We start from the raw sequence: 23,382 nt of genomic DNA, 5'->3' as shown, positions 1-23,382 counted from the left end.
TATGATGATGGTATATAGTGATTTCAGAACCTCCTGACAAGTACAAGAAATCGCCCCACGATGGGCGAGGAGCTCTGCACATATGACGCCTGCGCCAGCCGCTGCCCATCCCCGAAAGGCCGCCCCACCCCGCCGCCTGCCCTTGCTCGTCAGTGGCCTCGCTGTTGCCGCCTTCGTTGCCGTGAACCTGGCCGGCGGGCCCCTGGTTACCTTGCGCCCGCTGGACCCCATCACCGGCCGCGTGGTGCTCAACGACGCCCAAGGCGCGAACGGCAAGGGCCAGAACCAGAAGTTCGCCGTGGACAGCTTCGACGCCATGGCCTATGCCCGGCAACAGTGGGCAACCGACGTCGCGCCTATCCTTAGAGAGAACACCGTGCCACTGGCCACGTTGCTCGGCGCGCTGGCGGACGACAGCAATGCCGCGGCGGACCGCTATGGCCTGCCGCACAACACCCGGGCCAAAAACGTCGCCGTGAGCGGCCAGGCCCGCGTAACCCAGGCCGACGTCAAATCACCCATGGGGCTGCTTACTTTGGAGTTCCCGGATGAGCCCGCCCTGGCCCATACCAAGGTGCAGCTGCTCACGGGCCCGCTGGTAATCAGCACGGTGCTGCGTGACATCGTGCCGGACATGTCGCTGAACAACTTCACCAACCAGACCCAATATGCCGACGTGGCGGCCGCCTTGAACAAGGTGGCGCTGGAAAACGCCTATGGCCAGGTGCCCGCCGCCAGCCTTGTTGGCAAGACCGTGGACTTCACCGGGGTGCTCAACCTTCAGTCGCCCTCCTCCCTGCGCATCGTGCCCGTCAGCGTGACGATCAAGGAGTCGCCATGAGCACCGTCGTGCGCCGCAGCGACGGCGCCGTTGCAAACGTAGCCATGCATGCGCGGCAGATCACCAAGGTGTACCAGGGCACCACGGCACTCAAGGGCGTGGACTTCAACGTGATGTACGGCCAGGTGAACGTATTGATCGGTGAGAACGGGGCAGGCAAATCTACCTTGATGAAAATCCTCGCTGGCATCGAGCAACCCACCAGCGGCCAGCTGTTTCGCGGCGAGGAGGCACTGCAGTTGAGCGACCCGCGCCAGGCCATGGCGCTGGGCATTGGCATCGTGCATCAGGAACTTAACCTGTGCCCCAACCTCAGCGTTGCCGAGAACCTGTTCATCGGCAAGGAACTGCGTAACGGCTGGGGGATGGTGCGCCACGCCGAGCAGCGCCGTCGCGCGCGCGCGACCCTGGCGCGCATGGGCCAGGCAATCGACGTGGACTCCCTGGTACAGGACTTGAGCATCGGCACCCGGCAGATCATCGAGATCGCCAAGGTGCTGGTCAGCGATGTGCAGGTACTGATCCTCGACGAGCCCACCTCTTCGCTCAGCGAAGCCGAAGTGAAGGTGTTGTTTTCACTGATCAGCGACCTCAAGGCTCAAGGCGTTTCCATCATCTATATCTCGCACCGGCTCGAAGAGCTGATCGAAATTGGCGACACCTTCACCGTGCTGCGCGACGGGCATCTGGTCGGTACGGGGGTCAAAGGCTCGGTCACCATCGAGTGGCTGGTGGAACGCATGATCGGCAGCAACATGGCGACCCAGCTGCGAGAGGGAGCCGCCAGCCCTGCGGGGCCGTGCGTGCTGGAAGTCCGGGATTTGACGGTGGCCAATGGGCGCGGTGGCCTGTTATTGGACAGGCTGTCTTTCAGCGTGTGCCGGGGCGAAGTGGTGGCCTTCTACGGGTTGATGGGTGCGGGGCGAACGGAGCTCTTCGAAACCCTGATCGGCCTGCGCAAGGCCATCGGCGGGCACATCACGCTCAATGGCGTGGAGCTGCCACTGCGCCAGGCTATCGCCGAGCGCATCCAGGCCGGGATCGCGCTGGTGCCTGAAGACCGGCAAAAGCTGGGGTTGGTGACCGGCGCTTCGGTGCGCGACAACCTGCTGCTGGCCAACCTCAAGCGGTATGCCCGCGGCCATGGGCTGGCACCCGCGCCCATGCAGGCCGATGTGGCCCGCATGATCGAGCAACTGCACATCAAGGCCAGCAACGCTGACATCGCCATTTCCTCGTTGTCGGGCGGCAATCAACAGAAGGTGGTCGTAGGCAAGAACCTCCTCACCGAACCCCACATTCTGCTGCTGGATGAGCCAACTCGCGGTATCGACATCAAGGCGCGCCGAGAGCTGTTCGAGGTGCTCGACGGGCTGGCCAAGGCGGGGCTGACCATTTTGTACGCCTCCAGCGACCTCACCGAGATCCTGGGAGGCGCGGACCGCGTGCTGGTGATGTGCCAAGGCCGGATCACCGCCAACCTTCCTCGCGCTCAGCTGTGCGAAGCCAGCCTGGTGGCCTGGTCCCAGGTGGGCGCGTACAGCGACCCCAAACACCCTCAGCAGGAGCCTGCGTAACATGGCCCATATCCTTTCTGCCGCTCCAGGCAACCCCACCGGCCTGGGCGTGCGCTCGCTCCCGCTGCTTTTGCTCAAGCTGCGCGCATACCTCGCGCTGGCGGTATTGGTGGTGTTGTTTTCCTCGATCGCGCCTTCGTTCCTTTCCGCACGCAACCTGGTGATCGTCGCTGAGCAGGTGGCCGTGTTCGCCATCCTCGGCATCGGCATGACCTTCGTGATTCTCGCCGCGGGTATCGACCTGTCGGTAGGGGCCATCGCCGGGCTGGTTGCCATGGTTGCCGGAAGCCTGATCGCCGAAGGGCTGCGCCTGCCCTGGCTGGGGGTGTCGGCATTCGGCAGCATTCCGCTGATCTGTGCCGCTACCCTGGCGCTGGGTACGTTGGTGGGCGCGGTGAATGGCTGGTTCATCACACGGCTGAAAGTCACGCCCTTCATCATGACCCTGGGCATGCTGTACATGGCCCGCGGCGCTGCGTCGCTGGTGTCCAACGGCGCCACCTACGGCAACCTGGCGGGCAACCCTGAACTCAACAACACGGGCTTTCTGTGGCTGGGTACGGCGCGCGTGCTGTCGGTGCCCGTGTCGATCTGGCTGATGATCCTGCTCACGCTGGTGGCGGTGTACATCAGCCGCAAGACGGTCTTCGGCCGGCAGGTGTTCGCCATCGGCGGCAACGAGCGCGCCGCTGAGCTGTCCGGTGTGCGCGTGGGCCGCGTGAAGATCGGCACCTACGCTATCTCCGGCTTCTGCGCGGCCCTGGCCGGCTTGATCATCGCGTCGCGGTTGGGCGCGGCGAACCCGGCCATTGCCAGCTCGTACGAACTCAACGCCATTGCCGTGGTGGTGCTTGGCGGTGCGTCGCTGTTTGGCGGCGTAGGTACCATCGGCGGCACCCTCATTGGCGCGTTCGTGTTGGGCGTGCTGAGCAACGGCATGGTACTGGTGGGTATTTCCGACTTCTGGCAGACCGTGATCACCGGCGCGGTGATCATCCTGGCCGTGGTCGTGGACCAGTTGCAGCGTCGCGTTGAAAAATCCAGCGCCGAGCGCCAGGCCAAGGCGCAGGAAGCATTGCCCGGCCCGCAGGCCTGACCCCGATCACCCACGAAGAGATGACAACAACAATGAAAACCGTCTTTGCGCTTTCCCTGTCCCTTGCCTGCGTAGTGTCGGCCACCGCCCAGGCTGCCGAATTCAAGCCGGCCGATCATCTGATCGTGATCATCACTCCGTCCCACAGCAACGCGTTCTACAAGGCCGAATCGGACACCGCGGAGGCTGCGGCGAAAAAGCTCGGTTACCGCACCAGCGCTCTGGTTCACAACGACGACCCGGACGTGCAGCTTCGCCTGGTGCAGACGGCCATCGGCGACCGTGCCAGTGCGATCATCCTCGACAACGCCGGCTCCGACGCCTCGATCGCGGCGGTCAAGCGGGCGCAGGAAGCCGGTATCCCGGCGTTCCTGATCGACCGCGAAGTGAACGCCAACGGTATCGCCACCGCGCAGATCGTGTCGAACAACTCGCAATGCGCCACCTCGGTGGCGGAGTTCTTCGCCGAGAAGGTGGGCTACAAGGGTGAGTACGTGGAACTGCAGGGCCGCACGTCGGACATCAACGCCCATGTGCGCTCCGACGGCTTCCATCGGGTGCTGGACCAGATCCCCGACCTGAAACTGGCCGCGCAGCAGTCGGCCAACTGGGACCAGACCCAGGGCTACACGGTGATGCAGACCATTATCCAGGGCAACCCGAACATCGTCGGGGTGATCGCCGGCAACGACACCATGGCCCTCGGCGCCGCCGCGGCGCTTAAAAATGCCGGTAACGACAAGGTGATCGTGGTCGGGATCGACGGCAACCCCGACGTGGTGCGGCAGATCGCAACCACCGGCCCCATCGCGGCCACAGGCCTGCAGCAAGCGACCCAGATGGCAGCCATGGCCATGGAACAGGCGGACCAGTTCCTTCGTACCGGCAAAACGGACAAGCCCGAGAAGCAATCGGTGGACTGTGTATTGGTGACCAAGGAAAACAGCAAGGACGTGCGCGAGGGTGGGTTTGGGATGAGGTAGTAGCGCTTATTCGCGAGCTGCGCCGGCCTCCTACAATAGCGGGCGCACCTCGCAACTTCGCTACATGATCAATACCTGGCCGGCACCACCACCGTACCTTGCTCGGCGGCCTGGTACGCCGCTTCCACCAGCGCTTGGGTGTTGTAGTTGTCCGCCCCATGGGTTTCGCATGGCGTACCTGCCAGCTGGTGGGCCAGCCATTCCTGCTGCAGGCGTAGCACGCTGCCCTGGATCGCAGCCCACGGCGCTTCCGCCCAGCCGGGGGCCTGCCCTGTAACGTCGATCGTTTCAACCTGCCCAGGGCCGCGGTGAACCTCCAGCCGGTAATCGGCCAGCAAGCGTAGCGAACCCTCGCTGCCGTCCACTTCGATCAGGCTTTCAGGAAAGGAATCACGGGCCAGCCGGGTCGCATAGCTCATGTCCACAACACAGCTGACGCCGGTGTCGTGCCGCAGGAGAATGGTCGCCACGTCTTCGCCCTTGATAGCAGGGTTCACCCGTTGGGTGTGGGCGCTCAGCCGTTGTACGTCGCCGAACAGGGCCCGGGCGATGTCCAGCACATGCACACCCAGGTCTTCGATAATGAACCGTGGCGTCTGAGCCAGGTAGGGCTGTAGCCGGTATACATCGAAGCCGCTGCGAAAACTCACCCGGCCAAAGAACGGCGTGCCGATCACCCCTGCGCGCAGGTGTTCGATGGTGGCGCGAACCGCCGCTTGCCAGCGGAAGTTTTCGTGAATCGTCAGGCTCACGCCGTGCTCGGCACAGGTTTTCACCATCAGCCGAGCGTCGTCCAGGCTGGCGGCGAAGGGCTTCTGGCAGATCACCGCTACACCGGCACGTGCCGCCATGAGCACCAGCGGCTTGTGCGCGGAGGTGGGCGTGGCAATGTCCACGAAGTCCAGGGCCAACGCGTCGAGCATCTGCTGGGCATCGGTATAACGCGCGGCGCTTGGGCTGTGAGCTGAAAAAGCGTCCAGGCGTTCGGGCTGTGTATCGCACAACGCGACGATCTCGGCGCCGGGCAGGTCCTGCCAGGCGCGTAACTGATTGAGGGCGAAGAAACCGCAGCCGATCAGGGCGCCGCGAAGGGGTGGCTGATGCGCCATGTTGCCTCCTTTTTATTTTGCACACGGCAAACGCCCGGGCTTTACCCGGGCGCTCCATTTACCTCGAAATCAGGCCGCGTCGACCCGCCGCACCGCCTCGATCTTCAGCATGCGCGCAATGATCAGGTCGAGCTCCTGCTCGTCGAAGATGGTTTTCCAGTCGGGCTTGATGATTTTCTCCCGGCCGTAGTCGATGGCGATCATGCAGGCATCGGAGAAGGGGTTGGTGCTGCGGAACGCTACCGCCAGGGCGATCTGGATATGCCCGTAGAGCATGGCCTTGGCAGCGGCCTCCGGTACGCCGATACGGTTGATGGTTTCGTCCAGGGCTTCCTTCATGAAGGTGCCGACCATGCAGGCCACGGTCTCGACCAGTGTAGGTTCCAGATAGGCCAACTGCTTGACTGTGACCCAATGCACCTGCCCTACCGGGCCATACATTACGGCAATGATATTGGCCAGTTCCGAGCGCTGTTTGTCGTTGCCCGATTCAAACGCCGCACACACGTCTTGCACAGCGGCGGTGCCGCCGAAGGCGTCGGCATGTTCTTCCTTGGTGGTGCGTTCCAGAAACACCGAAGGGTGACACGGGTGCGCCACGGCCTGGTGGATGCCCTCACGATGGGCCAGCAACCCGGCATAGGACGCGGCGGGGTCGAGGGTCAGCAGGATGGCGCCCTTCTTCAGTTGCGGCACCACTTGCGCCGACACGGTTTCCAGCGCTACATCCGGCACCGCCAGGATCACCACATCGGCGTTGGGTACCACCTCGGCAGTCTCCGACAGGCTACGGCCGGCCGCGAGGATCTGTTCCTGGGCACGGGGGGAATTCTCGCAATAGGTGACGCTGTACGGGCTGTTCTGCAAGTTGGCGGAAATGCGCATGCCCATCTTGCCGCCGGCACCGACGATGGCGATTTTTTTCAGTTCGTAGGTCATGGGTGGTTCCTCGGATTGTTCTTGTCAAAGAGGGAAGTGAGGGGCGCCGGGCGGTGTGGCAGCCTTGGCGTTGAGGTAATCGAGGTTGTGGCGGGTCCACTGGTCTTCCAGCGCGCAGGTGCTGGCGGCATCGAGCTGCCACGGCAGCCAGTGTTCGATGATCTGGTTGATGCCCCGCGCCTCGGGCTGGACTGCCGCGCGCAAATAGTCGTAATCCAGCAGCCCCTCGCCCAACGGGCAGCCTGCGTAGGTAAAGCCGACCCAACCGTCCCGCCGCGAAAAAGCGAAATCCTTCACGTGCAGGTTGAGGGTGCGCGCTGCACAGCGATCGATGACGGCTTGAGGTAGTTCGAGCGCGGCCACGCAGTTGCCAGGGTCGAGGCAAATCCCCACCCACGGGCTGTCGAGGCGCTCGACCACAGCCAATAGTGTGCTGGAAGGCACTTGTTCATAGGTTTCAAGCGCCAGCCGTACGCCCTGCTCGGCCAGCCGTGGGGCAATGGTTTCCAGCAGTGCGAAGGCCTCGTCAGGGCTGGGCCGGTGCGCGGCGCCGTTGAACATGCTGCGCAGCACCTTGGCGCCGAGGATGTCCGCATAACCCAGGTACTTGAGCAGGTGCTCGGTGCGCAGGCCACGGGTACCAAGCTCGAGGGTAAGCCCAAGCGCATCGGCCTGCTGCCGCAGTTCGCGCAGCTGCTGCGGCGATAAGGCTTCGAGCCCAGCATAGTCACAGATCTGGAACACCGTAGCGCCCAGGTCGGCGGTGTGTTGGAGCATGGCGGGTAGGTCCATCGGCTGGGGCACCCGATCCGATGCGCGCCAGAAGAACGAATAGGTGCTCAGGCCGATTGCCATGTCTGCATCTCCCTTGGATGTGCGGCGCACTGTGCGGCTTCTTGCAGAATGGCGGCGAACGCATGGGGATCGTGGGCGAAGCGGCCCAGGAATAACCCATCCACCTGCAGGCCGAGTTGGCTCAGCAAGCCGGGCTTCGCACTGCCGCCATAGATCACGCGCGCGCCTTCGCGCCGTAGCTGCTGGCACACCCCGGCGATATAGTCCGGGCTGGCTGGCTCCGCCGCGCCGATGGCCCATTGCGGCTCGTAGGCCAGGATCAACTCCCCGCTCAACCCGGCCGCCAATGCAGGCGCACGAGCTGCATCCAGCTGGCCTTTGCACACAGCCACCGCCTCGGCGATGCTGCCTTCCCGGGTTTCGCCCAGGCACAGCACGGGGGTGAGCCCATTGCGCCAGGCCGCCGCGGTCTTGTCGGCGATCTGGCGATCGGTCTCGGCGAAGTAACGGCGGCGTTCGGCATGGCCGATTTCCGCCACTTGGCAACCCATTTCCGCTAGCACGTGGGGGCTGACTTCACCGGTCCAGGCGCCCTGATCTTCCCAGGCAAGGTTTTGCGCCCCGACGGTCGCCAGGCCCTGAAAAATCTCCAGCGTAGCGGCCAGCATCGGAAAGCTGGGAATCACGAATACGTCGATGGCGCCGCTGCGCACCTGCGGATGTTCCCGGAGCAGCGCGGCGATGGCCCGCGACCAGTCCAGCGTCTGCTGGTAGCCGAAGTACATCTTCAGGCTCACCCCCAGCGTAACGACCGGGCGGCTCATCGGGTGCCGACCTGCTCGTAGTCCGACAGCGTCTTGACCTTGAGGGCAGAGGCTGAGGTTTCGTCGAAGCGGTAGGTAAGCCACTCCTTCAACAGGCGGCGGGCCAGCTCAAGGCCGATCACCCGTTGGCCGAAGGTCAGCACCTGGGCGTTGTTACTGAGCACGGCGCGCTCCACCGAGAAACTGTCGTGGGCCGTGACCGCACGAATGCCGGGTACTTTATTGGCCGCGATCGCCACCCCCAGGCCTGTGCCGCAGATCAACAGCGCACGATCGGCGTCGCCGGCAGCCACTTTTTCTGCCGCGGCGATGGCTACCAAGGGGTACGCGGTATGGCTCTGGCTGTCCACCCCTACATCCTCCACATGGCTGACCAGAGGGTTGGTCAGCAGGTCGCGTTTGAGCGCTTCCTTGTATTCGAAACCGGCGTCGTCGCAGCCGATGACTATTCGCAGTGTGTCACTCATGAAGGCTCTCCTCTGGACGGCGTGCGGGGCTCACTCCAGCCGCCAACAGCGGCTCGATGGCGGTGATGATCAGGCTCAGCGATACGGCGCCGGCGTCCGGGGTACCCAGGCTTTTCTCCGCCAAAGGGCGAGCGCGGCCGATTTTCGGGCGTAGTTGCGCAGTAGCCGTGCAGGCGTCACGGGCCACCGCGGCGGCGTGCCGCCAGGCCTCCGCCAGCTCAAGGCCCTGCCCCGCCGCCTCGTTCAGGGCCTGGGCAAAGGGCACCAGCACATCCACCAGCGTCTTGTCGCCCACCTGCGCCTTGCCAAAGTGGCGAATACCGTCGCTGGCGTGTTGAATGCCCTCGGCCACCCGAGTCGCGTCGGGGTCGAGCGTGTCGCCCAGGCTGCTCCCGAGCGCGGTGAGCGCCACGCCCCAGATGGCCCCCGAGGTGCCGCCGGCCTTGTCGGCCCAGGCGTCGGCGGCGCAGCGCAGCAAGGTACCGGCACCCGCGCCCTGGGCAAGCGCTTCACGCGCCCGGGCCACAGCGGCCATTACGCCGCGTTGCATGCCGATGCCATGGTCGCCATCGCCGGCCACCGCGTCGATACGGCCCAACTCCTCTACGTGCTCGAGCACGGTACGCTCAGCTATTTCCAGGGCCTGGAGCACGCAATGGGCCGAGCGCCGGGATTTGGCACTGGCGGGGGGGATCGCGGCGGCTTGCAAGGGGGCCAGGTCCAGCGTGCCCAGCCGTGCGGCGACCACCACGTTGCCCTTGCGGTAGGCCGGCGTGGCGGCGGGGGCGCACCAGAACCGCTCCAGTTCCGGGTCCAGCCAGCAGAGAGTCAGCGATACGCCGGCCATGTCGAAGCTGGTCACCAGTTCACCCACTTCGGGCTCTACCACGGTCAGCCCCACATTGCTCAGCAGTTGCGCCACCCGCCGATACACCACAAAGAGTTCTTCGTACTTGACGCTGCCCAGGCCGTTGAGAATGACCGCCACCCGGTGCCCGGCGGGCTGGCCTATCCCTTCTGGCAGGTCCTTGAGCAAGGACGCCACCAGTAGCTCAGCCAACTCGTCGGCGCTGGGCACGGGCCCCTCGTCGATACCGGGCTCGCCATGGATGCCCATGCCCAGGGCCATCTTCCCGTGCGGCACGGTGAACAGCGGATGGTCGGCGCCTGGCAGCGTGCAGCCGGTAAACGCCACGCCCAATGACCGGGTGCGCTGATTGGCATGCCGCGCCACCCGCACCACCTCGGCAAAGTCATAGCCCGCCTCGGCGGCGGCGCTGGCGGCCTTGAACACCACCAAGTCGCCGGCGATGCCCCGGCGCTTGTGCAGCTCTTGGCTCGACGCGCTGGAGATGTCATCGGTGACCGCGATCACTTCGCAGGCAATGCCTTCGGCCAGCAACCGATCGCGGGCCAGGCCAAAATGCAGCACGTCGCCGGCGTAGTTGCCGTAGCCGAGCAACACGCCCGCGCCTTTGTTCGCCAGGCGGGCCACGCTGTAGATCTGCTGCGCCGAGGGCGAGGCGAACAGGTTGCCCATCACCGCGGCATGGGCCAACCCCTGCCCTACCAACCCAGCGAACGCCGGGTAGTGGCCGGAGCCACCGCCAATCACCACGGCAACGCTGTTGTCGGGGGTGCGGGTATTGCGCACCACCCCGCCAGGCACCCGGCGGACCTTGTCGCTGTGTACCGCGACAAAGCCTTCTACCAGTTCACCGGCGAAATCGGAGGGCTGATTAAACAGACGGGTCATTATTGTTATCTCCTCAGTGCGCGTGACGCACGGGCGCCAGCGTGTCTTTCGACGCGGTAGGCCGCTGTTGGCCCAGCAACACCATCAGCACCGCCGACATCAGCATCAGCCCGCCAACCACGAACATCGGCACGGCGTAGCTGCCGGTCGTTTCCTTGAGCATGCCGGTGACGAACCCCGCGGAAAAACCGGCCACGTTGCCTACGGTATTGATCAGCGCCACCGCGGCTGCCGCGGAGGCACCGGTGAGGAAGCGGGTGGGCAGGGTCCAGAAGTTCGGCAGCGCCGCAAAGATGGAGCACGCGGTGATAGTGACCACCGCTACCGTCGCGGTCGGCGACCCCATGGCCAGCGCCAGCGGAATGCTGACTGCGCCAGTCACGGCCGGCAACGCGATGTGCCAGGTGCGGCAGCCGCGCTTGGTGGCGTCACGGGACCAGAGGTACAGCGCTACCGCTGCGGGCAGGTACGGGATGGCGGTGATCAGCCCCTTCTGGAATACGGTAAACGTGGTGCCGAACTGCGCCTGGAACCCGCCGATGATGGTGGGCAGGAAAAACGCCAACGCATACAGGCCATAGATGAACCCGAAGTAAATGAAGCACAGCACCCATACCCGCCCGTTGAGCATGGCCTTGCCGACGCTGAGGTGGTGAGTGCTGGCCTGGGCCAGTTGCTGCTCGCGTTCCAGCTCGCTAACCAGCCAGGTGCGTTCTTCTTCGTTGAGCCACTTGGCGCTGGCCGGGCGGTCTACCAGGTAGAACCAGGCAATCAGGCCCACCACGATCGCGGGTATCGACACCCCGAGGAACATCACGCGCCAGCCTGCCAGGCCGAACAGGCCGTCATGGCTGATCAGCCACGCCGCCAGCGGGGCGCCGATGACCACCGTGAGCGGTTGTGCAAGGTAGAACAGCGAGAGGATTTTGCTGCGATAGCGTCCGGGTACCCAAAGGCTGAGGAACAGAATGGCCCCGGGGAAGAAACCTGCCTCGGCTACCCCCAGCAGCACGCGCAAGGCATACAGCCCTTCCACGCTGGACACCCAGGTGAACAGCAGCGAAACGATGCCCCACGACACCATGATCCGCGCCAGCCACTTGCGCGCGCCGAAGCGATGCAAGGCCAGGTTGCTCGGCACTTCCAGAAGAATGTAACCAATGAAGAAGATGCCCGAGGCCATGCCGAACTGGGCGATGGTCAACCCCAGGTCCTGAGTCATGCCATTAGGGCCCGCGAAGGAAATCGCCGTACGGTCGAGGAAGTTGATGAAGAACATCAGTGCCACAAAGGGCACCAGGCGAAGCGAGATCTTGCGAATAGCCGATTGCTCGACCTGGGGGGCTGCGGAGACCTGGGACATGTCTTTTCTCTCCGGCTCATCGACAGGGTGTTCGCCAGAGCGACCACCGATGTGACGAGTGTTTTCTTATTAGGGTCGCGATAAGGCAGCGATCCACGCCTCACCCGGGCTCACAGCGCCACGGGCATGGAAGAGTTCTAGCATCACCTGAACTGTTTGTATACTTGGATGATGGTATGATCTCTCTACCAGTCATAACAGTGGGCAGAAAGGCCGCTGAGGCTATGGAAATAGAGGGGGTTATTACGGGATTACCGTTCGTCCGATGCTGCTTGGAACGCGTTGCGCCTGCGTAGGTCGGTGAAGTTGAACAGGCCGCGATCGGCCAAGTGCGAAGCCACTACGTTCTGCAGGCCACGGAAAATATTCTCGGTGCGCCCCGGGTGCTTGCGCTCCCATTCCACCAGCATGTCCTTGACCGCCTGTCGCTGCAGGTTTTCCTGGGAGCCACACAGGTTGCACGGGGATGATCGGGAACTGCTTCTTGTCCGAGTAGGCCCGGATGTTCAAGTGGACGCTAACCCTCTCATTTCCCTCCCTCCACTCCAAAATGGGCTGAAAGCCGACCGGACCGAAACTCTTGATAACCTATTTTATCACTAGTTTTCACGCGGCCCTGTATTCTGCTGTGTCCTAAACCAAAATTCGCTTCAGTTCAGCAGGATGAATCACTATGATTTAATCCGATTAAGACCTAGGAGTAATGCGTCATGGCCGCCGCTGCAAAAACCCGTTCCGTCACCGCGCACGTTCCGGTCGAGCTCGCTGAGCGCGTCGATGAAATCGCCGAACGTCTTGAGCGTTCGAAAAATTGGATCGTGAAACAAGCTTTGTCGGCCTGGCTTGACCAGGAGGAAGAGCGCAGTCGCCTCACTCGTGAGGCCCTGCTCGACGTCGATGCAGGTCGGGTGATTGATCACCAGGCGGTGCAAGCGTGGGCTGCGAGTCTGGACACCGAGACGCCGTTGCCGGTGCCGCGCTGATGGAGCTGCAGTGGACCAGCAAGGCCGTGTCAGACTTGGCTCGGCTGTATGAATTTCTGGCCCTGGTAAATCGCCCTGCTGCCGGACGCACAGTGCAGCAGCTGACGGCTGCACCGCTCACGTTGCTCACGAACCCGCGGATTGGCGAACGGCTGGACGAGTTTGAGCCCCGCGACGTGCGTCGGCTGTTGGTAGGCAGTTATGAAATTCGTTATGAGATCGCAGGTGCCACTATTTACCTGCTGCGGCTATGGCATAGCCGAGAACACCGATGATTAGGTTCAAGTTGGATGACTCCTATCGACCCAAAGCGGCCGGTCAGTGCCGGCACAAACTGGCTGCTCGCTGCACTCTATGAAGGACAGTCACAAGCAACGTTGTAAGGCTGCTTAAGCCTTTAACGATGTTACATGCCTAAAGCGCGGGCCTGCGGCGTTGCGCAGGGATACGCCGTAATAGCGAGTGCTGAACTGGCGCGCCTATGTTAAGTCCTAAAAGCTTGTCATTTATCATCCGCTCAGTATGTGGTCGCGCGGACCCCGCTTCATTTACCAAAGGAGTTCACGTGGCCACATCATTCAATGTGCTCGACTTCGGCGCCAAGGGCGACGGCGTTACCGATGACACCCAGGCGATCCAGAAGGCCATCGACGCCGCTTATAAAGCCGGCGGCGGCGAGGTGTTCTTGCCGCAGGGGACGTACATCCTCACTGGCCCCAACAGCGACGGCGGCTGCCTCACGCTCAAAAGCAAGGTCACCCTCAATGGGGAGCGGTTGGGAGAAACCACCCTTAAGCTCGCGGATGGCTCAAGCGGTGACATCGATGGGTTGATCCATACGTCGGCCAAGGTCAACACCACCGATGCCAAGATCAGCAACCTGACGCTCGATGGCAACAAAGCCAATACCAGCGGGACGGTGGATGGCATCGTCACTGGTAGCGAGGCCGGTGGTACCGCTCATACCAGCGGCTTGCTCGTGACGGGCGTCGAGTTGCGAAACTTCAGCGGCGACGGCCTGCGCGCCCAGGCGCTCACAGACTACGCGCAGGTGACCGATAGCCTGGCCCATGACAATGACGGCGACGGCTTCACCACGCAATTCCAGACCCAGGCCGTTCGGGCCGACTCGATGGCCATCACCGATAGCCAGGCCTACCACAACGGTGGCGACGGCTTCGATGTGGTAGTCGCTTCCGGTGTGTCGAACTCCGGGTCCTTCTTCAATAACCAGTCTCACGACAATAAAGGCAACGGCTTCGTACTTACTGGGGTAGAGCGTCCCGCTGACACTGACATGTACCAACAGTTCGGGATCGTCGGCGGCCAGTACTACAACAATGGCGGGGCCGGCATCGAGATTCGCGGGTGGGAGGGCGGCACCCTGAGCAATGTGGATGTGCATGGCAATGGCGCCGAAGGCATCGCGGTACTTGGCACCTTCCGGCAGGGGCTTTATCAAAACTATGTGCACGACAACGCCCAGGCCGGCCCGGCGGCGGAAATCCGCATCGGCGAATACACCAATGCCCAGGGCGTCACAACTGGAAGCGACCCTAGCCTCAATCTGATCGACAACACCATTGTCGGTGGCGACAACGCAACCTATGGGCTGGATGATAGCCACGCTCAACCCGCTGACTATTACCGCAACGTGTACGGCAATCAGATCAGCCATGCCCAGCTGGGCCTGGTGGTCAGCGGTGCTGACTACACGCACATCTATGGCTCCATGGGTGGCCCGGCCTATACGTTGATAGGTAGCGACAAGGCCGACCGCGTCCTTGGCACCGGGGCCGGGGAAGCCTTGGTCGGCGGACGCGGCCGGGATCAGCTCGATGGCGCGGCGGGCGATGACAGGCTTGAAGGGGGCCAGGCCGCGGACCGGCTCAGCGGTGGTGCCGGGAGCGATGTGTTCGTCTACAGCCGCCGGCAGGATAGCTACGCCAGCGATGCGGGCAACACCCATGACCGCATCCTGGACTTCGATGCCGCCCATGACCAATTAGACCTTGCCGCTTTGCGTATCACAGGCCTGGGAAATGGTTACCAGGGCACCTTGCTGCTCAGCTATAACAGCGACAACGACACCACCTACCTGCAGAGCCTGGATGCGGATGCCGACGGCTATCGCTTCAAGCTGGCCCTGAATGGTGACTACCGAACAAGCCTGACCGACGCGAACTTCTTCGGCCGCGAGGTCGGCACCGCAGAGGCGGACATCATCGATGCCTACCCTCGCGGAGCATTGCTTGTGGGGCTAGGCGGCAATGACACGCTAAGGGGTGGCGCCAACGACGATCGCCTGGAAGGGGACGCTGGAGCGGATCGCCTAAGCGGCGGTGCCGGCGCCGATACCTTCGTCTACAAGACCCTGGCCGACAGCTACGTCAACGATGCCGCAGGCATCAGACAGCAGGATCTTCTTCTAGACGCTTATCAGGGCGAAGGTGACCGTATCGACGTGTCAGCCCTGGGCTTCACCGGGCTGGGCGACGGTCATGGCACCACTCTGCTGGAAAGCTACGACAAGGCAACGGGCTTGACCACCATCGAGTCACTGGACGCCAATGCCGCTGGCGACCGTTTCTCGCTGACGACCCTGGGTGTTCCTTTCGTCGGCTCCATTGGTGGTTCGCCCAACGATGCCTTTATCTTCGCGCCCTCCGTGCCTGACCCTGACAACCCGATCGATGTCACCTATGACTGGCAAGTGGGCCAACGCCTGACAGGAGACGATGGCTTCGACAACATCACGGGCGGGGCGGGAAATGACGTGCTGATTGGCAACGGCAGCGCCGACTCGCTCTCGGGGGGATCCGGCGCTGATATCTTCGTTTACAACAGCGTCAGCGACAGCTACCAGGGGGCGTCGGACATCATTACGGACCTGCTGGTGTCGGTGGACCGCATCGATGTCTCCGCCTTGGGCTTCACTGGCCTTGGAGACGGAAACGACAACACCCTCAAGGTCAGTTACAACTCATCCAATCATCGAACCGTGCTGACGTCCAACGAGGCCGATAGCGAAGGCCATCACTTCCAGGTGCAGTTGACGGGTGATTACCAACAAACCCTCAGCACAGGCAATTTCATTTTCGCTTCTGATAGCACCGAGCTGCATCTGCTAGGGGGGGGCCAAGCGGAGCCTTCCTGAGCGGCCTCGCCGGGCTGCAATTTAAAGCCAACGCATCGGCCTTTAGCTTGCGGCTTGGGTCCTTCTTCTTGTCCAAGACCTAGGTCGATGCGCGAGGGATATAGATGACAGATTGCTTCGACTGTGGAATGCGCTCTGCAAATGCCCGCTTTGGGTCGAAAGCTGTCAGCGGCTAGCAACGGTTTTACATTTCGAAAACCAGGACCATTGTCTTGCTGAGCGGCTATGGCCAAGCCATTGACCGGCAACTGGCCCCTGGAAGCCGGGTTTGATCAGCATTTCACCAAGCCGGTCGATATCGATGTGCTGGAGGCATTCGTCAACAGTGCCGCCTAAAGAGCTGCCGCTCAGCAATCCTTCGTTGAGGTGTTTAAGTCCCATCGTCATGGGTTAAGAATCTATAGAAAATGCCGTGTTTGACTAACCAGCTACTCCTTGGAACCGCCGCATGAAGGCCACCAACGATGCTTATCCCGGTGTGGCCGCGGATCATGTAACCGGCGCGGCTTGAGGTAGATCGTCGCGCCGCGCTTATCTGACAGCTTGCAAAATAGGTGAATTGAAATGCTCACCTCAGGGTATGCCTATCGGCTTTTACTAACTCCAAAGCCTCCTGGTTGGCTGTGCAGAGCGGGTGCTATGTTGAATCCGACGCTCGGATCCCGCTAAAACGGTTAGGTTCACCTGCTCGTGAAACTGGTAACTGAGGTGCAGGCAGTGCAGGACATAGCTGTCTCTATGAATGGAAAATTAGGAAACAGCTTCATGGCAGTTTCGCCTCCTCCTCACTAGAATTTGGAGGCGAAGTCCCTGAGCCTTTAGGCTACCCTACTCGCCCGCCTAGGCGCTGGGCTACCCAGTCCGCGATCCAGGCACCGGCATTGGCGGTATTGTCTAGGCTGCTGTGATGGATACCGCCTTCACGGGAGGTGAACACCTTGAGCTCGCGGTCGGGGCTGGCGGTGAGTTGCTCGTACGAACGGTACGCGTAGCTCAGCGGGATCTGCCGGTCGGCTTCGCCATGGGTCACTAGGAACGGCACTTTGATCCTATCCATCACGCCATCGAGGTGCACCTGCTCAGCAATGGCCATGAATTCGCTCATGTCACTGGCGCCCCATACCCAGCGGACATGTTCCCAATAATGCGGGACCGGCCGCTCGCCTTCGCGGGCCAGCCGGCGCTTCTGCACCTCGCCCCAGTTGTGGTTGGCACCCCAGACCACGCCCAAAGCAAATCGCGGCTCGAACGCCACCGCTCGTGGGCAGTAATAACCGCCCAGGGAGACGCCCAACAGGCCGATCCGCTCGGGGTCGATCTCCGGGCGCGTTTGCAGATAGTCCATCACCGGGGTTGCCCATTGCTCTGTATCCACCACGGCAGTCAGACCATGCAGACGCAGGGCTTCGCCAGTTCCGGGCTGGTCTAGGAACAGGCTGGCGATGCCCCTGCGCGCCAGCAGTTCGGGAAACAGACCGGCGCGGTAAACCATCTCCTTAGTGCTGTCCAGGCCATTAATTACCACTAGGCAAGGGGCTGGACCGGTCACGCCCTCTGCCGGAGTGAACAGACCTGGCAGGTGCGCGCCCTGGTAAGGAATTTCAAGCCGCTGGGTGTTGGAACGCGACAGGGCCAAGCCTTCGCTGAAAGTACTTAGAAACTTCGCATACAGAGCCTTGCGTGGCGAGTAGCCGTGGGCCTGCATGCGCTCGGCGGTGATGAAGTACACCGCCGCGCGGTTGAGCTTGTCGCCGGCGCTGAAGTGATTACCGGCGGCCTTGTCCTCTTCAGCCAGCGCCACCAGGTTGTCGCCACCGGCCTCCCACGCTGCGAGAAATGCCTGGGTGCCTTCGTCATCTCCTTGCTGGGCGATGGCCTTGAGCGGCGCGCACATGGCCTCGATCTCGCCGAGCTTTCCGCCCATTTCAATAGCCGCGGCCACCGCCAGGCTCCACACGTAGTTGGTTTCGAAATACTGGAACATGCTCATGGTCGGTCCTTGTTCAGCGGCGGGTTGCCGGGGCATCGCCCTGGTAGAAAGTCACATCCCAGGGGATGTCGTCTTGCATGAAGGCCGGCGGGTTGCTCATCCACTGAGCCGTGCCGAAGCGGAATTCCCATTCCCGTGGCACCCAGTTGTCGTCCAGGTAATCGGTGTCTGCGCCGTATTCGGCCTCGCCACCGGTGGGTGAGTTGAAGTAGCAAAATATCGCCGAGGCAATCCGGTGCCGCCCGGTGCCGAGAAAGCCGTGCTGCCACCCCCGGCGAGTCATATGGTTAGAACCGACCATCACCTCGTCGAAGTCCTCCACGCCGAAACAGGTGTGATGGAAGCGCGGCACGCCACCGGCCCCTGGGGCCTTATTATTGAGCAGGAAGGTGTTGTGGTGCTCGTTGGCGCCATCGGCGCGCAAATAAGTGCCGATGCCTTTCTGATGATCTGAAAGGCGGAAATTGAGACGGTCCCGGAAGAACGCGAAGGTGGCCCAGTAATCGTCCACCGCGAACACCACATGGTTGATGGTTTTCGGCCGCGCCCGGGTGCGCCATTTGCGGTGCTGGTTCAACCGGTTCACATTACCGGCCGCATTGACAGGGTCCGGCGCATAGGTAACTTTCTTTCGTTGGAACACTCGTAATGCCAGGGCCTGGCCGCAATCGCTGAGAAAATGCCAGGCGCCATCATCGCCCAGTCGCACTTCGCGATCGCGCCGCAGGTCGTCTAGCAGCCGTTGCAGGCTGGTGTCGTTGTCCACGCCCCAGATGGTTTCCTTCACCCCGTAGCCTTCATAGCGCGACGCAGGAATGGACGGGTGCGTCAGCTCACGCACGATCACCGTAGAGCCTTCATCCAGCCGGTACACCGTTTCCTCAGCCGAAGCGCTGAGCCGATCCAGGCCAAAATCATCGAAGAAGCGCGTGGCGGTGGCCACATCTTCAACGCCGTACAGCAGGGTATCGATGCCGACAATGGCCATCTTTAAACCTCCTTTCAAAATAATAAGCGCGGCGATTTCAGAAGAGAAAGCCGCCGTCCACGTTGAATACCTGCCCGGTCATGTACGCCGAGGCGTCGGACACCACAAACGCCAGCACCCCGCACAAGTCCTCGGGCTCGCCGGTGCGCTTGATCATCTGGCTGGTGCGTACCTGCTCGAACAGCCCCGCAGGCAGGGCGGCGCTGCTGCCTGGGTGGCGAATCAGGCCTGGTGAAAGTGCGTTCACGGTGATGCCGTCTTCGCCCAATTCCACCGCCAGCGCGCGAGTAAGCCCGATCACTCCCATCTTCGCGGCGATGTAGGCCATAAAGCCCTTTTGCGGACGCCCGGTGTTGCTGGACGCCAGGTTGACAATGCGCCCCCAGCCGCGCTCGCGCATGCCCGGCGCGAAGGCCTGGCTCAGCAGGAACGGCGCATCAAGGGTGACCGCGTGACAATCGCTCCAGTCCAGCAGGGTGGTGGCTTCAAGACTTTTCAGCGGGATATAGGCCGCGTTGTTCACCAACACGTCGCAGCGACCGAAGTGCTCCATTACCTGGCTGTACAGGTAGGCGATCTGTTCCGGCTGGCGCAGGTCGCAGGCAAAGCTCTCGGCCTGGCCGCCCCGCTCGCGAACCGCGTTGGCGACGTCTGCGGTGTCAAAGCAATCCACCAGGGCGATGCGCAGTCCTTCTTCGGCCAAGCGGAGGGCAAATGCCCGCCCTAGCCCGCCTGCTGCACCGGTGATCAAGGCCACCCGAATGTCGTTGTGGTTCATGCCATAGCTCCTTCAGTGGCGGCTGTTAAGGCCGAGCAGTTCATCGAATTGGACGTGGAACAACAGGCCGGCGGCGTAGCCATCGCGGGGGTTGATTCCGGTATAGGGGTTGAGCCAGCTGCTGGTGCCCCAGGTGCGCAGCACGAAGGGGCTGACCACGATGCTGTCGGTGAGGATGAAGTTCGCATCCAGCGACACCCCGAATTCGTCCCGCCCCGGCCGGTAGGCGCCACCGCCAGCTGCGGCGTGCGCCTCTTCGAGAAACGCTTGTTCACGGGACGTAAGGCGGGCCCAGTTGAAATTCAACGAATAGCTGTCAAACGGCCGGCTACGAAAGGGCGCGGAGAGGATCAGCCCCGCGTTGGCCTGGGTAGCCACGCCATTGCTGGCATCCTCGTCGAAGGTATGGGTAACGCTGGCAAAGGCCGCTACGGCGGTTGGGTTCGGTTCCTGCCCTTGGCCTCCATCCTGGCGCCACACTGTCTTTTTGCCCCCCAGGTACAGTCCGCTGACGCCCTTGCTGGTGGCTGATGCGGCAGTGCCGTCGGCTACTCTGGAGGTGCCGTTGACGGTGTAGTACGGGTCGGTCTGGCGGCCATTGTTGTGAAAGGCCAGTACCTCCCAGGTTTGCGGGTACGCCTCCATGCGGTAGTCGCTGCGGTACGCCAGGTTGGCCAGATACAGGGTGCTCAACGTGCCGCCGCTATCGCCTTCGTCGCGCTCCCACCCGTTGGTGAAAGGGTAGGCGTTGTTGCTGCGCCAGGCACCGACCTGGGCGCGCAGCGCAGGGGTGAAGTCATACCCGACGCGGGCGCTCCAGTTAGCATAGGGCGGCGGGTTGATGCCAGCGGTGTCCTGCAGAATGGCGTTCACGCACCCCAGCGGCACGTTGCACAGCGGCAGTGCAAAATAGTTTCCAGCATTGCTTTTGCCCAGCTCGATGGCAAGCTTGTCGTCCAGCAGCTTTTGCTCATAGGTGAACAATGTGAGATGGCTTACCCGGGGAATGTACGGCCCGGGTTTGCCTGCCAGCACATCACCGACCTGGCCGCCGTAGGTCAGGTTGCTTGTCCAGGGCACGTACAGCTGCTCGAAATGCAGGTTACCGCCGGGCAGCCCTACCAATCGGTCGAGGTCAAAATCCGCGCCCACGGCGAAAATAGTCAGCGATTCGTGGTTACCTGTGCTCAGACCCACGCTGGGGTTGCGCAGGTAAATTTCCGTCATCGACAGGTGGGGGCTGATGCCATGGGCTTTCAGCCAGCGGCCCTGCTCGGCCAAAGGCTTGTCGCCGACAGGGGGGGCTGCGGGCTCCACGTTCAGCACCCGGGGGCCGACTTTCTGGTTCGGGTACTCAGTGGCCATAGTGTCGGCCACGGTCTTTGGCTGCTCTGCCCATGCCGGGCACGCCACCGCTATCATCAAGGCACAGCCAACCGCCGCTCGCTCGTTCATGTCGGGTCTCTGTTGTTGTTTTTTTCAAGCTGAGAGAGGCCAGCCGGCGCCAGTCGCGCCGGTTGGGTTACCACTTAAAAGGGGTGTGTCATGGGGTAAGCGGCAGGCCCTGAGGCTGACGGCGGAGCAGGCTGGCCATCAGCGCCAGCACGGCGACGCTCATGCACAGCCAGCCGGCCCAGCCCACGGTGGTCGCCAGGTGCCCGCTTGCCTTGCCAACAGCTACTACCAGCAACGGGCTGCAGAACATGCCCAGGCAATAGCTGCCGTACCACATGCCGGTGCCAAGCCCCCGACGCTGCCAAGGCAGCTCGCGCATGTTCCAGATGGCCAAGGTAGGCAACATCAGCCCGCAGCCCAGGCCGTTGACCAGCGCCGCCGCCATGATGCCTTGCCAGCTATGCATCGCCGGTATCACTACGAAACTGGTGGCGATCAGGCCGAACGCCAGCGCCAGGCAGTGAGACGTGCGCAGCCCCATGCGGCCCAGCGGGTGCACTGCCAGCGTACCGAGCACGATCATCACGCTGCAGGCCGAGGCCACCAGGCCGGCGGTCTGAGGCGAAGGCTCGCCGATGTCGCCCAGCAGGTAGGCCATCTGGATTTGAAGCACCATGAACATCACCGCGCCGATAAAGGTCACCACGCAAATGCCCAGCAGCACCGAGGGCCGAAAGCGCGGGCCGTTGCCGTTGTGCTGTTCATCCGCAGCCATGCTGGCGGCGGCCGGTTCCCACAGCATCACTTTGCTCACCAACGCCAGTAGCAGCGGCACCGCATATACCACGTAAGGCATGCGCCAGCTGATCTCGCCCAGGGCGCCACCCACCATAAAGAACACAATGGCCGAGCTGGAGGCGAAGGTGGTTTGCAGTGCCAGATATTTCTGCCGCTGCGCGCCGCTGTAATAGTCGCCGATCAGCATGGTGCTGATGGTGACCACCACCGCTTCCACACAGCCCAGCGCCACCCGGCTGACAATGATCGCGTACAGCGAATCAAGGAACATCGGCAGCACTCCGAACACGCCATAGCCGAAAATGGACCCCACCAGCAATGCCTTGCGCCCGTAGCGGTCGGCGAGCAGCCCGACAACCGGGCTGAGCAACGCTACCAGCAGGCCTGGCACGGTAAGCGCCACGGGGATCAGAAACTCAACGTTGGGGACCTTGACAAAGTGCGCCTGCATCTGCGGCAGGCTGGGCGCGATCACAATCGCCGCCATGGGCGACAAGCAGTTGATTAGCAGCAACAGGTAGGTGGCCAGGGTGGCCTTTGACTGGGTGATGCTCAGCGGAGCGTTCATGGTGTCTCCCGTTATTGTTATTAGATGCGCGGAGTGTTCTACAGCGGATTCAACGTCCTCTCGATCAGCTGCGCCAGGCTGCCGTCATGACACAGCCCCAGTTGCTCGGCGGCTTCGCTGCGCAATGGCGGATAGCGACCGAATGCCGCTTCCAGCGCCTCGTTGGGTACAAAGCTGACCGGCGACTGCCCGAAGCGCTGCTGCAGGCCCTCGATCAACGCGCCCATGCTCAGGTGTAACACCGGCAGGGTAAACACCCGTCGCGCCCCGAGCGCCTCGGCTGACAAGGTGGCTGCATGCAGCAGGTTGTCCACGCAGCGCACGGCAGACATCCACCACGCCGTGGCCTGCGCCGACACCGGGCATTCGAACGGCTCGCCGGCTTTGATTTGCCAGAAGACGTCACTCATGAAGGCCGAGAGCAAGCCAGAGGGCTGCGGCGGGCGCGCTACGATACCGGGCAAGCGCAGGCTGATGCCATCAATAGTGCCGCGCCGGCTGAAATCGTCGATCAACAGCTCGCCAATCAGCTTCTGCGTGGCGTAGCTCAGGTGCGGGCGCAACGGGGTGAAGTCGTTTACTGCCTCGGGTAATGGCGAGCCATACACGGCGATGGTGCTGGCAAACACTACGCGCGCGGGGGTTGCCTGGCGCTGCAACCCTTCAAGCAGGGCCAGGGTGGCGTCCAGGTTGGCCTGCCGGCCCAAGGTATAGTCACGCTCGGCCAGCCCGCCCGGCACGCTGGCAAGGTGAAACACCATATCGGCCGGCGTTTCCAGTGCCGTGGCCAGCAGCGCCGGGTCATCCAGGCTACCACGCAGTTGCTGTACACGCGGGTCATCGGTGGGTGTAGTGAATCCCAGGTCTACCAGGGTGAGGCGATCCCAGCCCGGCAAGGCGGCAGGGTCGGCCAGCAGCCGGCGAACCAGCGACGCGCCGACGAAGCCGTTGGCCCCGGTGATCAGAATGTTCATG

At 62.7% G+C, this 23,382-nt stretch carries 20 protein-coding genes and 1 pseudogene; 7 read left to right on the top strand and 14 right to left on the bottom strand.

Annotated elements, in window-relative coordinates:
• The first annotated feature begins 82 nt into the window (after positions 1 to 82).
• The 4 genes from LG385_RS05260 to LG385_RS05245 are packed head-to-tail and all read left to right on the top strand — an operon-like array spanning position 83 to position 4,497.
• Complete coding sequence (locus LG385_RS05260) at positions 83 to 841, top strand: DUF2291 family protein (protein WP_225772958.1); 759 nt, start codon at positions 83 to 85, stop codon at positions 839 to 841.
• Entirely contained in the window at positions 838 to 2,418 is a 1,581-nt protein-coding gene (locus LG385_RS05255; protein ID WP_225772956.1) for a sugar ABC transporter ATP-binding protein, read from the top strand. Before LG385_RS05260 ends, LG385_RS05255 begins: the two co-directional genes overlap by 4 nt.
• Position 2,419: 1 nt before the next feature.
• The gene (locus LG385_RS05250) at positions 2,420 to 3,514 is read left to right on the top strand and encodes an ABC transporter permease (protein ID WP_225772951.1); all 1,095 of its coding nucleotides are present in this window, start codon (positions 2,420 to 2,422) and stop codon (positions 3,512 to 3,514) included.
• 32 nt (positions 3,515 to 3,546) lie between these two features.
• Positions 3,547 to 4,497, top strand: a complete 951-nt coding sequence (locus LG385_RS05245; RefSeq protein WP_225772948.1) for a D-ribose ABC transporter substrate-binding protein — start codon at positions 3,547 to 3,549, stop codon at positions 4,495 to 4,497.
• Between the two features lie 68 nt (positions 4,498 to 4,565).
• Here the strand turns inward: LG385_RS05245 and LG385_RS05240 are convergent, their stop codons facing one another.
• From LG385_RS05240 to LG385_RS05205, 8 genes and pseudogenes are all read right to left on the bottom strand, one after another.
• Positions 4,566 to 5,606 (bottom strand): Gfo/Idh/MocA family protein, encoded by a 1,041-nt coding sequence (locus LG385_RS05240; protein ID WP_225772946.1) that lies wholly within the window; start codon positions 5,604 to 5,606, stop codon positions 4,566 to 4,568.
• Between the two features lie 69 nt (positions 5,607 to 5,675).
• Positions 5,676 to 6,545: a phosphogluconate dehydrogenase C-terminal domain-containing protein gene (locus LG385_RS05235; RefSeq protein WP_225772944.1), complete on the bottom strand. Its 870-nt coding sequence runs from the start codon at positions 6,543 to 6,545 to the stop codon at positions 5,676 to 5,678.
• A gap of 24 nt (positions 6,546 to 6,569) precedes the next feature.
• The gene (locus tag LG385_RS05230; RefSeq protein ID WP_225772942.1) at positions 6,570 to 7,400 is read right to left on the bottom strand and encodes a sugar phosphate isomerase/epimerase family protein; all 831 of its coding nucleotides are present in this window, start codon (positions 7,398 to 7,400) and stop codon (positions 6,570 to 6,572) included.
• Positions 7,385 to 8,164, bottom strand: a complete 780-nt coding sequence (locus LG385_RS05225; protein WP_225772940.1) for a triose-phosphate isomerase family protein — start codon at positions 8,162 to 8,164, stop codon at positions 7,385 to 7,387. Before LG385_RS05225 ends, LG385_RS05230 begins: the two co-directional genes overlap by 16 nt.
• Positions 8,161 to 8,631, bottom strand: a complete 471-nt coding sequence (locus tag LG385_RS05220; protein ID WP_225772938.1) for a ribose-5-phosphate isomerase — start codon at positions 8,629 to 8,631, stop codon at positions 8,161 to 8,163. Before LG385_RS05220 ends, LG385_RS05225 begins: the two co-directional genes overlap by 4 nt.
• Positions 8,624 to 10,387: a dihydroxyacetone kinase family protein gene (locus LG385_RS05215; RefSeq protein ID WP_225772936.1), complete on the bottom strand. Its 1,764-nt coding sequence runs from the start codon at positions 10,385 to 10,387 to the stop codon at positions 8,624 to 8,626. The genes LG385_RS05220 and LG385_RS05215 overlap by 8 nt, the downstream gene beginning before the upstream one ends.
• Positions 10,388 to 10,400: 13 nt before the next feature.
• Positions 10,401 to 11,750 (bottom strand): MFS transporter, encoded by a 1,350-nt coding sequence (locus tag LG385_RS05210; protein ID WP_225772934.1) that lies wholly within the window; start codon positions 11,748 to 11,750, stop codon positions 10,401 to 10,403.
• A gap of 251 nt (positions 11,751 to 12,001) precedes the next feature.
• Positions 12,002 to 12,257: pseudogene (locus LG385_RS05205) on the bottom strand (hypothetical protein); the annotation flags it as partial.
• Positions 12,258 to 12,460: 203 nt separating this feature from the next.
• On the opposite strand from LG385_RS05205, the gene LG385_RS05200 reads away from it, so the two are divergent.
• From LG385_RS05200 to LG385_RS25410, 3 genes are all read left to right on the top strand, one after another.
• Positions 12,461 to 12,733, top strand: coding sequence for a CopG family ribbon-helix-helix protein (locus LG385_RS05200; protein WP_225772932.1), 273 nt, complete (start codon positions 12,461 to 12,463; stop codon positions 12,731 to 12,733).
• Complete coding sequence (locus LG385_RS05195) at positions 12,733 to 13,008, top strand: type II toxin-antitoxin system RelE/ParE family toxin (protein ID WP_225772929.1); 276 nt, start codon at positions 12,733 to 12,735, stop codon at positions 13,006 to 13,008. Before LG385_RS05200 ends, LG385_RS05195 begins: the two co-directional genes overlap by 1 nt.
• A 290-nt stretch (positions 13,009 to 13,298) precedes the next feature.
• Positions 13,299 to 15,890: a M10 family metallopeptidase C-terminal domain-containing protein gene (locus LG385_RS25410; protein ID WP_263974673.1), complete on the top strand. Its 2,592-nt coding sequence runs from the start codon at positions 13,299 to 13,301 to the stop codon at positions 15,888 to 15,890.
• An 823-nt stretch (positions 15,891 to 16,713) separates the two neighbouring features.
• On the opposite strand, the gene LG385_RS05175 is transcribed toward LG385_RS25410, so the two are convergent.
• From LG385_RS05175 to LG385_RS05150, 6 genes are all read right to left on the bottom strand, one after another.
• Positions 16,714 to 17,874, bottom strand: coding sequence for an alpha/beta hydrolase family protein (locus LG385_RS05175; protein ID WP_225776173.1), 1,161 nt, complete (start codon positions 17,872 to 17,874; stop codon positions 16,714 to 16,716).
• 19 nt (positions 17,875 to 17,893) lie between these two features.
• Entirely contained in the window at positions 17,894 to 18,868 is a 975-nt protein-coding gene (locus tag LG385_RS05170) for a VOC family protein (RefSeq protein WP_225772927.1), read from the bottom strand.
• 37 nt (positions 18,869 to 18,905) lie between these two features.
• Positions 18,906 to 19,646 carry an SDR family NAD(P)-dependent oxidoreductase gene (locus tag LG385_RS05165; protein ID WP_225772925.1) on the bottom strand — a complete coding sequence of 247 codons (741 nt, stop codon included), beginning with the start codon at positions 19,644 to 19,646 and terminating at the stop codon, positions 18,906 to 18,908.
• A 12-nt stretch (positions 19,647 to 19,658) separates the two neighbouring features.
• Complete coding sequence (locus tag LG385_RS05160) at positions 19,659 to 21,101, bottom strand: carbohydrate porin (protein ID WP_225772923.1); 1,443 nt, start codon at positions 21,099 to 21,101, stop codon at positions 19,659 to 19,661.
• Positions 21,102 to 21,189: 88 nt separating this feature from the next.
• Positions 21,190 to 22,407 carry an MFS transporter gene (locus LG385_RS05155; protein WP_225772921.1) on the bottom strand — a complete coding sequence of 406 codons (1,218 nt, stop codon included), beginning with the start codon at positions 22,405 to 22,407 and terminating at the stop codon, positions 21,190 to 21,192.
• Between the two features lie 38 nt (positions 22,408 to 22,445).
• Positions 22,446 to 23,381: an NAD-dependent epimerase/dehydratase family protein gene (locus LG385_RS05150; protein WP_225772919.1), complete on the bottom strand. Its 936-nt coding sequence runs from the start codon at positions 23,379 to 23,381 to the stop codon at positions 22,446 to 22,448.
• Position 23,382: the final 1 nt, after the last annotated feature.

Origin of the sequence: Pseudomonas sp. Marseille-Q5115, from assembly GCF_916618905.1 — a bacterium.
Taxonomy (GTDB): domain Bacteria; phylum Pseudomonadota; class Gammaproteobacteria; order Pseudomonadales; family Pseudomonadaceae; genus Aquipseudomonas; species Aquipseudomonas japonica_A.
The sequence above is the reverse complement of the archived record's forward strand: the minus strand, read 5'-3'. Positions and strand labels throughout refer to the sequence as shown.

What these genes read in the sequence shown, in the direction of transcription:
- LG385_RS05155 (WP_225772921.1), bottom strand. Translation starts at nt 22,407, where the DNA reads ATGAACGCTCCGCTGAGCATCACCCAGTCAAAGGCCACCCTGGCCACC.
- LG385_RS05220 (WP_225772938.1), bottom strand. Translation starts at nt 8,631, where the DNA reads ATGAGTGACACACTGCGAATAGTCATCGGCTGCGACGACGCCGGTTTC.
- LG385_RS05160 (WP_225772923.1), bottom strand. Translation starts at nt 21,101, where the DNA reads ATGAACGAGCGAGCGGCGGTTGGCTGTGCCTTGATGATAGCGGTGGCG.
- LG385_RS05150 (WP_225772919.1), bottom strand. Translation starts at nt 23,381, where the DNA reads ATGAACATTCTGATCACCGGGGCCAACGGCTTCGTCGGCGCGTCGCTG.
- LG385_RS05255 (WP_225772956.1), top strand. Translation starts at nt 838, where the DNA reads ATGAGCACCGTCGTGCGCCGCAGCGACGGCGCCGTTGCAAACGTAGCC.
- LG385_RS05240 (WP_225772946.1), bottom strand. Translation starts at nt 5,606, where the DNA reads ATGGCGCATCAGCCACCCCTTCGCGGCGCCCTGATCGGCTGCGGTTTC.
- LG385_RS05250 (WP_225772951.1), top strand. Translation starts at nt 2,420, where the DNA reads ATGGCCCATATCCTTTCTGCCGCTCCAGGCAACCCCACCGGCCTGGGC.
- LG385_RS05175 (WP_225776173.1), bottom strand. Translation starts at nt 17,874, where the DNA reads ATGTTCCAGTATTTCGAAACCAACTACGTGTGGAGCCTGGCGGTGGCC.
- LG385_RS05245 (WP_225772948.1), top strand. Translation starts at nt 3,547, where the DNA reads ATGAAAACCGTCTTTGCGCTTTCCCTGTCCCTTGCCTGCGTAGTGTCG.
- LG385_RS05195 (WP_225772929.1), top strand. Translation starts at nt 12,733, where the DNA reads ATGGAGCTGCAGTGGACCAGCAAGGCCGTGTCAGACTTGGCTCGGCTG.
- LG385_RS05165 (WP_225772925.1), bottom strand. Translation starts at nt 19,646, where the DNA reads ATGAACCACAACGACATTCGGGTGGCCTTGATCACCGGTGCAGCAGGC.
- LG385_RS05215 (WP_225772936.1), bottom strand. Translation starts at nt 10,387, where the DNA reads ATGACCCGTCTGTTTAATCAGCCCTCCGATTTCGCCGGTGAACTGGTA.
- LG385_RS05170 (WP_225772927.1), bottom strand. Translation starts at nt 18,868, where the DNA reads ATGGCCATTGTCGGCATCGATACCCTGCTGTACGGCGTTGAAGATGTG.
- LG385_RS05200 (WP_225772932.1), top strand. Translation starts at nt 12,461, where the DNA reads ATGGCCGCCGCTGCAAAAACCCGTTCCGTCACCGCGCACGTTCCGGTC.
- LG385_RS05210 (WP_225772934.1), bottom strand. Translation starts at nt 11,750, where the DNA reads ATGTCCCAGGTCTCCGCAGCCCCCCAGGTCGAGCAATCGGCTATTCGC.
- LG385_RS05260 (WP_225772958.1), top strand. Translation starts at nt 83, where the DNA reads ATGACGCCTGCGCCAGCCGCTGCCCATCCCCGAAAGGCCGCCCCACCC.
- LG385_RS05225 (WP_225772940.1), bottom strand. Translation starts at nt 8,164, where the DNA reads ATGAGCCGCCCGGTCGTTACGCTGGGGGTGAGCCTGAAGATGTACTTC.
- LG385_RS05230 (WP_225772942.1), bottom strand. Translation starts at nt 7,400, where the DNA reads ATGGCAATCGGCCTGAGCACCTATTCGTTCTTCTGGCGCGCATCGGAT.
- LG385_RS05235 (WP_225772944.1), bottom strand. Translation starts at nt 6,545, where the DNA reads ATGACCTACGAACTGAAAAAAATCGCCATCGTCGGTGCCGGCGGCAAG.